Source organism: Lentzea sp. NBRC 105346 (genome assembly GCF_030269605.1).
GTDB lineage: Bacteria > Actinomycetota > Actinomycetes > Mycobacteriales > Pseudonocardiaceae > Lentzea.
Genome location: NZ_BSTQ01000019.1, coordinates 86,987 through 99,708, shown reverse-complemented (window position 1 = coordinate 99,708; position 12,722 = coordinate 86,987). Strand labels below are relative to the sequence as shown.

Annotated in this window: 6 protein-coding genes; all 6 read right to left on the bottom strand. The window is 67.6% G+C overall.

All coding sequences use genetic code 11. The annotated features are described in order from the left end of the window. Nucleotides 1-32: 32 nt before the first annotated feature. The 6 genes from QSK35_RS33880 to QSK35_RS33855 all read right to left on the bottom strand — a co-directional run bounded on the left by QSK35_RS33880 (nt 33) and on the right by QSK35_RS33855 (nt 12,722). On the bottom strand, nt 33-4,934 hold the full coding sequence (locus QSK35_RS33880; protein WP_285751745.1) for a LamG-like jellyroll fold domain-containing protein: 4,902 nt from the start codon (nt 4,932-4,934) through the stop codon (nt 33-35). Nucleotides 4,935-5,260: 326 nt separating this feature from the next. Next, nucleotides 5,261-5,716 (bottom strand): hypothetical protein, encoded by a 456-nt coding sequence (locus tag QSK35_RS33875; RefSeq protein WP_285751744.1) that lies wholly within the window; start codon nt 5,714-5,716, stop codon nt 5,261-5,263. Next, entirely contained in the window at nt 5,713-8,196 is a 2,484-nt protein-coding gene (locus tag QSK35_RS33870; protein WP_285751743.1) for a LamG-like jellyroll fold domain-containing protein, read from the bottom strand. The genes QSK35_RS33875 and QSK35_RS33870 overlap by 4 nt, the downstream gene beginning before the upstream one ends. Before the next feature lie 231 nt (nt 8,197-8,427). After that, on the bottom strand, nt 8,428-8,778 hold the full coding sequence (locus QSK35_RS33865; RefSeq protein ID WP_285751742.1) for a hypothetical protein: 351 nt from the start codon (nt 8,776-8,778) through the stop codon (nt 8,428-8,430). 1 nt (nt 8,779) lies between these two features. After that, nucleotides 8,780-10,555: an AMP-dependent synthetase/ligase gene (locus QSK35_RS33860; RefSeq protein WP_285751741.1), complete on the bottom strand. Its 1,776-nt coding sequence runs from the start codon at nt 10,553-10,555 to the stop codon at nt 8,780-8,782. A gap of 28 nt (nt 10,556-10,583) precedes the next feature. Continuing rightward, nucleotides 10,584-12,722 carry a molybdopterin oxidoreductase family protein gene (locus QSK35_RS33855; RefSeq protein ID WP_285751740.1) on the bottom strand — a complete coding sequence of 713 codons (2,139 nt, stop codon included), beginning with the start codon at nt 12,720-12,722 and terminating at the stop codon, nt 10,584-10,586.

The following is a 12,722-nucleotide window of genomic DNA, read 5'->3' as shown; positions in this document are numbered from 1 at the left end:
ATTGCACAACTCCAGTTCTGCGGATTGACCGATCAGCCGAAGAAGACCCGTGCGGGTTCGTTCCACCCAGAGCCGATCTGGACACCGTCTCCATACGGGAAACCGTTGAGACCGTTCAAGTTCGGGTACGACCAGACCGTGCCGTCGGCGAGCAGGCCGATGATCTCAGCGCGACCGTCGCCGTTGATGTCACCGAACCGGGTGCGGTCCGCGGTCCAGCCGGAACCGATCTCCTGGTAGCTGTCGTAGGTGCCGTACCCGAGGCCGGCGGTGTTGCGGTAGCCGTAGACGGTCTTGTCGTCGTTGATCGTGATGAACTCGGCCCTGTGGTCACCGTCGATGTCGGCGAGCCGGATCCGGTCCGGAGTCGCCGCTGTCACCTTCACCTCGACGGGCGAGCTTGCGAAGGCTGTCGACTGCCCCAACCCGTTCAGCCCGAACAGGTTCCGGTAGACCCGCACCCGACCGTCCGCGTCGATCGAGACGCGATCCGCGCGGCCGTCGCCGTCGACGTCCGCGAAGCGCAACCTGCTCGGATCCGTTGAAGTCGCCTTGCCGATCGTGACCGCACCGCCGAAGGGGAAGCCGTTCATGCCGTTGAGGTTCTTGAAGGCGCGAATTGTGGAGTCCGGATCCAGGGTGATGATCTCCGTCTTGCCATCGCCGTCGATGTCGGCGAACCAGGTGCGTTCCGCGGTCCAACCTGCGCCGATGGTCTGTGCGGGATTCGGGTAGGTCCCATCGACGTTGAGGAACGCCCTGACGCTGCCATCCGCGTCGACTGAGATGATCTCGGACTTGGCGTCGCCGGACACCGACGCACCGGTCCGCGGCGCGGCGTTCAGCGTCGTCGGGGCCAGCAATCCTTGGAAGACCTTCAGCTCATCGATGTCGCCGTACCAGTACGCCCCGGCACTGCCGCGGCCGACCGAGAGCACACCGCTCGAGTTCCATCCCACGACTCCGGTCGCGGTGCCCTGCAACACGCCATCGGTCCATAGGCGGAGGGTGCGAGCCGCGGCGTCATAGGTCACCGTCAAACGGGTCCAGTCGTTCACCGGCGCCGCAGCCGTCGATGACACACGCCACCAGGTCGTCGGATTCTCCGATGCGTTGGGCATCTCGGCGACCCACTTGGTGCCGTCGTACTTGAGTGCGAACGGATCCACTCCCGATGGTCCGCGCTGCACGACGATCGTGCGCTGGGCACCGGCCTCAGCGAGGAGCGCCCACACGTCGATGGTGAACGACTGATCTGTGTTAAGCACAGCCTCACTGCTGTTGGCCGATCCGGTGCCGTTCAGGTGCAGACCGCTGCCAGTCCCGTTCAGACCTTGTCCCCAGCTCGCTCCCTGAGCCAGCGTCAGGGTCAGGTCGTGCGCGAACTGCCCGGAATCGTGTGCCGTGGAGCCCTGGTTCTCGTTGAACTTCCATGCACCGACCTCGGCCGCGGGCACGAGCGCGGCCACCTCCTCGGGCGTGATCGCACGGTTCCACGCACTCACATCGATCACCTGGCCGAGCCAGGGCTCGACGGTCGCGCCGTTGTGCCATCTGCCACCGACCCAGAGCTCACCGGCGGCATCGAAACCGCTGGTGACCACGCCCACGGCCTGCTGAAGCGCACCGTCGACGTAGAGCCGAACCTCGCGGTTGGCCGTCTCGTAAGTACCGGTCAGGTGAGTCCACACGCCCGGCGTCACCTGTGCGTCCGATACTGCAGACCGCTGCGCGGCGTTGGTCACGTCGGACTCGGCCAGAGCAAAGACCCACCTGCGTTGAGCGGCGTTGTAGCCCAGCCGGAACGCCGACGTGATACTGCCCTGCTGGCTCACCACCGTCCGGTCGACCGTGTCACCGGACAGGCGTACCCAGGCCGAGACCGAGAAGCCACGGCCGGTGTCAAGGACCTTGGTGGTGGTCGCCCTGCTCGCGGTGCTGCCGTTGAAGTCGACCGCGGGCAGCCCGCCGAGGACCCGGCTGGGATAACCGGGCTCGGCCGCGTTCAGGGCGAGATCGTGTCCGTTCCCGCTGGTGTCGGCCGACGGGTCGTAGTCGTTCATCCACTGTCCGACCGGAAGCGTCGGACTCGCGACGTTGAACTGATAGCTGATTCGGGAGCTGCTGATGCCTGCGCGATCCACGGCTTCGACGTAGAGCGTCTTGAAACCGGTCGTCGGCGGAGTCCATCGAACCGGTGTACCTGCGGGCACCGTCATTGACGGCGGATCGGTGAAGCCCCACCGATACTTCACCACGTCGGTCGCCGTGCTGGAGAACGTGAACGTGTCAGCGACGCCGAGCGAACCGCACGCCGTTTGGATGCAGTCGGGTGACTTGTAGACAGTCGCCGACACGATGGGTGCGGCGGGAGCGGTGACGTCGACCGTGAACTCGCACCAGCCGGACGTGAGACCCCAGAGCGGCTGCCAGTCGCCCGCCGTCGCGCGGTAGGCATAGGTGCCCTCGGTCAGACCGACCGACGCGACCGTCGACGGGTTGCCGCCGTAGCCGGTGCCGACAACACCGGGGTACAGCAACCAGTTCGCCTGGCCCGGCCGCTGGGCGACCATGTCGACCGCACCATCGCCGTTGAAGTCCGGGGTCATCAATCCGACAGCGCCAGTCCAGCCCGAGCCGATGTCGTAGCGGTACGGGGTGCCGCCGTACGGAGCCCGCGTGCCGCTGCCGAGATACAGCCATAGGGTGTCGCCGTATTCGGCGACGATGTCCGGTGCGCCGTCACCGGTGCGGTCGATGACGCCGTGGAAGGTGTAGGCGCCGAAGCCGGCCCCGATCTGGGCACGGGCCTGACTGGACGGCGAGCGCTTGTTCTCGCCTGGGTAGAGCCAAAGGGTTCCGGCGCCGTCGCGGGCGATCAGGTCGGACTTGCCGTCCTTGTCGAAGTCGGCGACGCCGGCGAACGCGTAGGTGCCGAAACCGGTGCCGATCAACGCGCGCTGCTGGTTCGACGGCGCGCGGGTGCCTTCGCCGGGGTACACGTACAGCTCACCGCTGGAGTCGATGCGGGCGAGGATGTCGCGCTTGCCGTCGCCGTCCCAGTCCGCGACGCCGGCGATGGTGACGCCGTTCCAGCCCGTGCCGATCAGGATACGGTTGCCCAGCTTGGTGCCATCACCTGGGAACAGGTACAGGTAGCCACCGCTGTCGCGCGCTATGACGTCCGGGTAGGAGTCGTTGTCCCATTTGCCGGTTCCGACGATGGTCTCGGAGTGGTCCAGCACGCCGGACGGCAGCGTCACCTGCCCTTCGGCGCCACTGCTCACGCTGGTCTGGTCCCTCGTCTCGGCGACCGGCGTGTAGGTGCCGTCCTCGCGCAGCCGCGCCCACTCGAACCGGGCGGTCAGGGAGTCGCCGTCGGGGTCGCTGACACGGGCGCGCAGCGTCGGGGTCGCGGTGGGCACGAAGGGCCGGTTCGCGCCGGTCGCGCACGCCTTGGCGTCGGCGGTCAGGTCGGCGGGCTGGCCCGGCGGGGTGTTGTAGTCGATGGCAAGCACCGGTGTGGAGGCGTTGAAGCGCTTCCACTGGTTGACCGTGCCCTCGTTCCAGACGTGCAACACCACGGTGAGCGCGTCCCACTGGTCGGTCGCCCCGTGCCGGACCATGTCGGTCACGTTGAACTCGACGTCGCCGGTTCCGAGGCACCCGTTGGACGCGCCGTATTTGTGATTGGCCGGCGCCGACGCCCAGTAGCCGTCACCCCACCAGTTGGGCTGGTTGTTCCAGGTCGTGGCACCGCTGATGTTGCCGCTGACTCGCACCACGGCGTCCGAGCCACCGCCGTTGCAAGTCCACGCCCACTGCTGCTGGATGCGCAGCGAGGCGCCGTTGATGACCTTGCCCTTGACGCCGGTCAGGTCCAGCTGGAAGTACGACCGGACGTTGTACAGCGGGCTCGAGCCGCAGTTGCCGTAGATGTCGGGGTTGTCGCAGACCAGGCCGGTGCCAGCGTTCCCCTGGTTGCCGGCGTTCTGCAGGAACCCGCCGCCCTGCCAGAACGCCGTGTTGGCCATGCCCGACTTGCTGGTCACCAAGGTCCAGCCGCTGTTCCACAGCCTGCCGGTCCACGATGGGTCGATGTAGATCGGGAACTGCGTCGCCGCGTCTGCCATCATCGCCGCGTCCGGGGTGACGGACAGTTCGCTGCTCGTCACGCTGACCGGCATCGCGACCGGTCGCGTGGGCGTCGTCGTGGACTGCACGGACATCGACCCGGCCGCCGACGCCGGCGTCGAGTCCCACATGAGCGGAGTCGGGGAACTGAAGACGACCTTGCCCTGGGCGTCCTTGGCCTCGACACCGCCCGTACCGGTCGTCGCGGCCGCCACGTTCTTCGTGGTGAAGCCGAACTTCACGGTCGCCAGCTTCGTGTTCTTCGCCGCCTCGCGGGTCTTCACGATCAGGATCTCGGAGAAGCCGAGCGCGGACGCGGTGAGCTTCAGGTCGACACCGGGCAGCACCTCGGGGTACGTCGCGTCCGAACCGGACAGTGTCGGCTTCGGCAGTGCGCCGAGCGGCCAGGTGATCGCGAGTTCGCGGTCGCCGTCACGCAGACGTGCGGCGGGGCCCGTGCCACCAGCCGAGAACTCCACGGGAAGCGCCGAAGCTTGGGGCGCCACAACACCGTTCGCGCTACGGAGCGTCGTGTCGATCGCGGCCCACGTGCCGTCCGGCTTGCGGGCCCAGCGCGGCTCGACGGAGCGCTCGGTGGTGTAGCCGCCAACGGGTTTCGCGAACGTCTGCGAGTTCTCCGAACGCAGAGTGGTGATCTCGACGCGTTTGCCGCACCGCTTCGCCATCTCGATGGCGGCCGGTGCGCTGTCCTGCGCCTCGGTGCACGCGGGCTCGGCGACCGCGGACGGTGGAACGAGCATCCCCGCCGCCAGGGCGACGATGGTCAGAAATGTACGCACGCCAAAGGCATGCGCCGGCGCGGCGCGTCTCACGGTGGAGCCCCCAGTATTCGCGCGTGTCCCCGACGAACCACGCAAACCCGATGTGCCCGCGCAGCATGCCTTCCGTTGTGGCCAAAAGCAATGAGGCCGAACGGGTGATGTGCGGCACACGTCGAACTACTTGGAGTAGACCATCGTCCTAACTAGACAGAAACGTGAAACTTCTTTACGAGACAACCGATCAAGTCTCCGGATAACAGCACGCCGCGCCACATAGGTGCGGCGCGGCGCGTCTCAATTGGTTGGCTGCACAGGATGCATGGGCCTTGTGCACGACGTACTGATCAGTCGCGCATCCTCTCGAGGATGCCGAAGGCCGCCCTGCGAATCTCCTCGGTTATGGAGATGTTCTTCACGCCGATGCGAACACTCCGGTTTCCGACGGCGCCATGGACGGTGAACACCTGGTCACCATCGGGCTTCCCACACGAGTGCTCCGGCCCATCCACCTTCGGCCCGCGGTCGCAGAGCATGTCCAGGAGGTGGTGGAGATTGGACACATCCTCCACGGCAGGCATCAGCCAGATGTCGAGCACCTCTCGGCCCTCGCTGGTCACGAGCACGCAGCGGTCATCGCGATCTGACTTCGCCTCCGTGACCTCAAGGCCTTTGGTAATGGTGGCGACCTGATCAATCGGTATATCCGCCGGGCAGGCCTTCAGCTTGTCGGCCAGCCCGGCGGGTACGTCGGCACCGCATGCGGTGACCGCGAAGATGACGATCGCGAGGACGACCCTCACAACGTTCCCTGGTAGACGTTCAGCTCGTCGATACCGCCGAGCCACGATTCGCCCACCGAGAACACTCCTTCCGAGTTCCACGCGGTGACATCGGTGACGGTGCTCTTCAGCTCGCCGTTGACGGACAGCTTCACGGTCCGCGCGGCGGCGTCGTAGGTCGCCGTGAGGTGGGTCCAGGTGCCGATCGCGGCATCGGCCTTGGCGCTGGCCCACGTCGGGTCGGACGGTGCGGTCGACACGTCGAAACTCCATCGGGCACCGTCGTAGCGCAGCACGAACGGGTCCACTTCGGACGGTCCGCGCTGAACGACGATGGTGCGCGCGGTGCCCGCTTCCGCGAGCTTCACCCACACGTCCACGGTGTAGGACTGGTCGGTGTAGAGCACGGGTTCCGCGGTGTCCGCCGATCCCGGACCGGTGAAGCGCAGGCCCGGACCCGTCGAGCCTTCTCCCCACCCCGCGCCGCCGGTGAGCGAGAGGTCGTGCCAGAACTGCGAGAAGTCGTAGGCGGTGTCGCCCGAGCCCTCGTTGAACAACCACTTTCCGACGCGCCACGGAGTGGTCAGCTCGGCGATCTCCGCGGCCGTGAGAGTGCGATTCCAGACCTTGACCTCGCTCACGTCGCCCCGCCAGGCACTACCGATCTGGAAGTCGCCGGGAGCGTCGGTCGCGGTCGCGGCCACGGGCTGCTGGGCTTTGCCGTTCACGTACAGGCGTGCCTCGTGGCGCGCAGCGTCGTACACGCCGATCAAGTGCGTCCACGCGCCCGGTGCGGCGGGAGCGTCGGACAGCGCCGAACCCGGCGAGAACACCCACTTGTGCGAAGCGCTGTCGTAGCCGAGGCGGAAGCCCGGCTGGCTGATGACGGTCTGGTCGGTGTCCCCGGTCAGCTTGACCCAGGTGGTGACCGCGAAGCTGCGATCCGTCGCGAGGACCTTGCCCGTTGAAGCGACGGCGTCGGCGAAGCCGTAAGCGGACTGACCGCCGACCACCCGGCCCGGCCGCTCGGCCAGCGTGCCCGTCACGACCAGGTCGTGACCGTTGCCGCTGCAGTCCGTTGTGGACTCCTCCAGCCAGCAACCCGCGATCGAAGCCGGTGCCGCCACGTAGAAGTCGTACTCGGTACTTGCGGGCAGACCCGCTCGGTCGAGGGCTCGGACCGAGATCCTACGAGGGCCGCTGGACGTCGGCGTCCACTTCACCGGGGTACCGGGTGCGGCGCTGCCGGCGTCCGTACCGATGCTCCAGTCGAAGCGGACCACGTCCGCGGAGCTGCTAGTGAAGGTGAAGGTGCCCTCGACACCCACGCCGCCGCACCCCTCCGGGGCGCAGCCGGACGGCTTGTACACGTCGCCGGTCACCACGGGTGCCGCAGGCGCGGTGATGTCCACGGTGAACTCGCACCAGGACGACGGCGCGCTCCACGAGGTGCCGTCACCTGCGGAGACGCGGTAGACGTAGGTGCCGGCCTCGGTGAGGCCGACGTTGGCGACGGCACGCGGCTGGCCGCCAGGGGTGCTACCGATGACGCCGGGGTGCAGCTGCCACGTCGTACGGGCCTGGGCGATCACGTCGACCACGCCGTTGGCGCCGGCGATGGTCCGCGCGGTGACGCCCGCCCAACCGGTGCCGAGCTGGTACCGGGTGCCGAAGTACGGCCCGGACGACAGCCAGAGGACGCCGTCGCGTTCCGAGAAGAGGTCCGGGAGGCCGTCGCCCGTGCGGTCGGCGACGCCGATGAACGTGTGATGGCGCCATCCGGCGCCCGCGAAGGCCCGCGATCCGGTCAGGTTCGGATAGCGCCACAGCACGCCCGCGCCGTCCTTGGCGTATAGGTCGGCGCCGTGAATGCCGGCGAACGTGAGGCCACCGAAGCCCGAACCGAGCTTGACGCGTGGCGCCAGCGACGGAGCGGGGTAGGCGTAGAGGTCGTCGCCGTCGCGGGCGATGACGTCGAGCTTGCCGTCCTTGTTCTGATCCGCGAGGCCCGCGACGGTCAGCCCAGCCCAGCCGGTGCCGAGTTGGACGCGTTCACCCAGCTTCGTGCCGTCGTTCGGGAACAGGTACAGGCCGTCGCCGGAGCGGGCCAGCACGTCGGCGCGGCCGTCCAGGTTCCAGTCGGCCGTGGCGACGATCGTCTCGGACTTGTCGAGGACACCCGCGGGGAGCGTGGCGTCCGCGGTGCTGCCGTTCCCGTATGGACCCCGCTCCAGCACATCCGCGACCGGGCCGCCGACGCGGTCCCACTCGAAGCGGGCACGCAGCGTGTCGGACTGGTCCGGGTCGGTGAGCCGGGCGCGCAGCGTCGGCGTCAGGGTCGGAACGAACCGCGGTGCGGAGCAGTCCTTGCCGTCCGCAGTGAGCTGGGTGGGCACGTCAGGCGGAGAAGCCGCCGCCGCCGGTGTGGCCGGCAGGCCGAAGAAGATCAGTGTTGTCAACGCGCGCAGGCAGAAGCGCTGCGCCGCTCGGGCGCGTGCCACGGTGTACTCCCCAGGTCAGGCGCGTGCCCCCCGACAACCGCGACCCCAGTTTTGCTGACGGGAAGCATGACTAACGCGGCCCGCCTTGGCAAGACGGACCGCGTCACAGATTTCGTCAGCTGTGCAGGCCTCCTACAGCGGTGCGTGACGTTGCGCTGCACCTTCAACGGTCACCCGCGACGCCGAGGCGAAATGCGAGTTGGCCTCGTCCACAACGGACCGCGCAGGACCTCACTGGGGCAGACCGTCGCGCGCGGACACATCCCCGTCTTGAGTGTTGGCCAGCCAGCAGCCGGCTCCGAACGGCTCCCAGTTCAGTTCCTCGCACTGTTGGATGATCCGCGTCGCGAGTTCGGAAGGTGACCCCCGCCAGGCCTCGAACCCGTTCGCTTCGATCACCCCGGGAACCATCTGGCCGCCCTCAACGAGAAGACGAATGATCGTTGAGGCTGTTTCTACCGGCACACCACCCGAACGCTGAGCTACCTCCCAGGCACTGCCGATCACCCGATCAATGGGAACCCAGTCGTCAAGACCCTCCACCAGCACCTCATGCACGACGGCATCGAAGTTGTTCGACATGCTAGCTGTACAGGCCGTCGTACAGGGGCGCGTGAAGTTTGTGAACGACGTTGCGCTTCACCTTCAACGTCGGCGTCAGCTCACCGTCCTCCTGGGACAGGTCACGCCCGAGGATGTGGAACTTCTTCACCTGCGACACCGAGGCGAAATGCGAGTTGGCCTCGTCCACAACGGACTGCACAAGAGCAACTACGTCCGGATGCGAAGCCAGGACGTCAAGATCGGTTGGCAGACCACGGGAAGCAGCCCACGGAACGATCTCCTCGGCGTCCAAAGTGATCAGTGCGACCACGTAGGGACGGCGGTCTCCGAACAGGACCGCGTGCGAGATCCAGCGCGACTGGCGCAGCACGTTCTCCACGTTGGCCGGCGCGATGTTCTTGCCGCCCGCGGTGATGATGATGTCCTTCTTGCGGCCCGTGATCTTCACAAAGCGATCGGCGTCGATCTCGCCGAGGTCGCCGGTGTGCAGCCATCCGTCGACGATCGTCTCGGCGGTCGCCTCAGGGTTCTTCCAGTAGCCGGCCATGATGTGCGGGCCGCGCAACAGGATCTCGCCGTCTTCGGCGATCGAGACCTCGGTGCCCGCCGGGCCGAAGGTGCCGACCGAGCCCAGTTTGAAGTTGGTCAGCGAGTTGATCGTGCCGATCGCGGTGGACTCGGTCATGCCGTAGCCCTCCAGCACGGGCACGCCCGCCGCGTGGAAGAACTCCAGCACCTCTTTGGAGATCGGGGCCGCGCCGGAGATCGCCTGCAGCAACTGGCCGCCGAAGATCGCGCGCACGCGGGCGAACATCGCGTCGGCAGCAGCGAAAGGACCAGCCAATTCGGCAGGAACCGGCGAACCGGCCGCCTGCAGCGCACGGACCTTGAGACCCAACTGGACCGCGCCCGCCAGTTGAGCGGGATCGGCTCCGGCGGTCGCGACGGTGTAGATCTTCTCGAAAATGCGTGGGACGGAAGGCAAGAAGGTCGGACGCACCTCGGAAAGCTCCGGGACGATGGCCTTCATGTCGCCGCCGAAGAACGCCAGCGAGCCGCCCGCGTACATGGCCGCGAACTGGACGATCTGCGCGAACACGTGTGCCAGCGGCAGGAAGAGGTACGTGACGCCTTCCATCGCCTCGATCGAAACCTCTTCGCACAGGCGGCACAACGCGATCCAGTTGCCGCTCGTCAGCACGCAGCCCTTGGGCGGGCCCGTGGTGCCCGAGGTGTAGATGATCAACGACGGGTCGTCCGACTTGATCGCCGCTCGGCGGTCGTCCAGCTCGTCGGGCAACGGGTTGGTGCGGCCGGTGTCCATCACCTCGGCCAGAGAGGTATGCGCGCCAACGGGATCGATCACGATGATCAGCCGCAGGTCCGGGAGCGACGAACGCACCTCCTCGACCTTCGCGACCTGGTCGGCGTCCTCACAGACGACGAAGGAGGCGCCCGAGTTTCCTGCCACCCAGGCGATCTCCTCCGGCGTGCTGCTCGGGTAGATCGGCACGACGATGCCGCCGGCTGCCAGCACGGCCAGCTCGACCGCGAGCCACTCCCACCTGGTGTTCGCCAGCACGCACACCCGGTCGCCCGCGTGCAGGCCGGCGTGCACCAGGCCGGAGGCCAGTTCGCGCACCGTTTCCGCTACGTCCACAAAGGACTTTGACTGCCATGTTCCGTCCGCCTTGAACCGCCACGCCTCGCGGTCACCGAACGACTGCTCGGCAAGGAACGGTAGGTCCGCGATGCGGCGGACGGTCTTGACGGAACTGACGACACCGGCAGTCATGGCGGCTCCTCAACCAGAAAGGGGACTGTCAGGCGGGCATGACCTGCACTCGGGTGCCGTTGAGCACGGCGGTTCCCGAGAGCGGGTCCAAGCGGAGATCGTCGGTCAGCAGGTTGACGTTGACGCCCGCGTGCTCGCGGGCGACGGTCGTCCTGGTGCCCGGTTGGTCGTGCCCCCACCCGTGCGGCATGCTCACCACGCCGCGCGAGATGTCGTCGGTCACCTCGACGGTGACCTCGATCTTCCCCACCCTCGACGACACCTGCGCCTGTCCCCCGTCGGTCAGGCCGAGCTCGCGCGCGTCGGAGGTGTTGACCAGCAACGTGCACAGCTGCTTGCCCTTCACCAGCGTCGGCACGTTGTGCATCCACGAGTTGTTGGTGCGCAGGTGCCTGCGGCCGACCAGCACCATGCCCTCTTCCACAGTGGACAGACCGGCCAGCACGCGCGGTACGTCAGCGGCGATCGCCGGAGGGGCCAGCTCGATCTTGCCGGACGGTGTGCGCAGGATCTCCGGGATCCGCTCGCACAACGGCCCCAGGTCGATGCCGTGCGGGTTGTCGAGCAGCTGCTGCAACGAGATGCCGTACGCGCCGGTGCGCAGCTTGAAGTCCAGCAGCCGCTCCTCGCGCGTCTCACCGAACGGCTCCCAGGTGACGCCCGCCTTCTCCTTCAACGCCGCCAGCTGCATCGAGGCCAGCGCGTCCAGGTCGGCCGACGGACCCATGCCCGACAGGATCGTGATGAGCCGGAAGAAGATGTCCGTCTCGTCGAGCCGACCGTCCTCCAGCGGGATCACGGCACGCGAGTACTTCGCGACGTTGCGCACCGAGTTGTTGAAGAACGCCAGGTCGTAGTGCACGCGACGGGACGGGGGCGGCGTCGGCAGGATCACGTCGGCATGCCGCGTCGTCTCGTTCAGGTACGGGTCCACCGAGACCATGAAGTCCAAAGAGGACAGCGCGGCCTCCATGCGCGTCGAGTTCGGCAGCGACAACGCGGGGTTGCCACCGACCGTGATCAGCGCGCGGACCTGCCCCTGCCCCGGAGTCTCGATCTCGTCGGCCAGCGTGACGGCCGGGAACTCGCCCATGATCTCCGGGTAGCCGCGCACGCGACTCGTCCAGCGTCCGGTCGTGAAGCCCCTGCCGGTACCGGAACCGCGCCGCGAGTGCGCGGGCAGCGGGAACATCGCCCCGCCCGGCCGGTCGAGGTTGCCGGTCAGCACGTTCAGCACGTCGACCGCCCAGCTGCCGACCGTGCCGTAGTCCACGGTCGTCGTGCCGATCCGGCCGTACACCACGGCGCGTTCGGCCGAAGCCAGCCGCTGCGCCAGCGAACGGATGACGTCCGCCGGCACCTCACAGCGAGAAGCAACCGCCTCGGGAGTGAACGGCGAGACCAGCGCGCGCACGTCCTCCACGCCGACGACGTGCTCTTCCAGCCGCCCGAGCGACACCAGCGAAGAGGCGAACAGCTCGTTGATCAACGCCAGCAGCAGGAACACGTCGGTGCCGGGCCGGATCGGGACGTGCTGGTCGGCCGCGGCCGCGGTGCGCGAACGCCGCGGGTCCACGACGACGAACGAGCCGCCGCGCTTCTGCAGCGCCTTCAGGCGGCCCGGCGCGTCCGGAACGGTCCAGAGGCTGCCGTTGGACGAGAACGGGTCCGCGCCCAGGATCAGCATGAAGTCGGTGCGGTCGATGTCCGGCACCGGGATCGAGAAGATGCTGCCGTACATGTGCCCGCACGACACGTGCTTGGGCATCTGGTCGACGGTCGACGCCGTGAACACGTTGCGCGACCGAAGCGCCTTGCGCAGCGGCCCGGCGTAGAAGCTGCCCGCCAGCGAGTGCACGACCGGATTGCCCAGGTAGATGGCGATCTGGTTGCGGTCCTCGAAGGCGTTCAACCGAGAATCAATGATCTCGAACGCCTCTTCCCAGCTGACCTCGACGAACTCGCCGTCGCGCTTGACCAGCGGCGCCGACAGCCGGTCCGGGTCCGCGTCGAGCTGCCCCAGCGACGCGCCCTTGGGGCAGATGAAGCCCTTGCTGAACTCGTCCTGCCGGTCGCCGCGCACGCGGGTGATGCGGTCACCCTCGATGGTGAGCTCGAGCCCGCAGGTCGCCTCACACAGCGGACAGGTCGTGTATTCGGTCCTCAT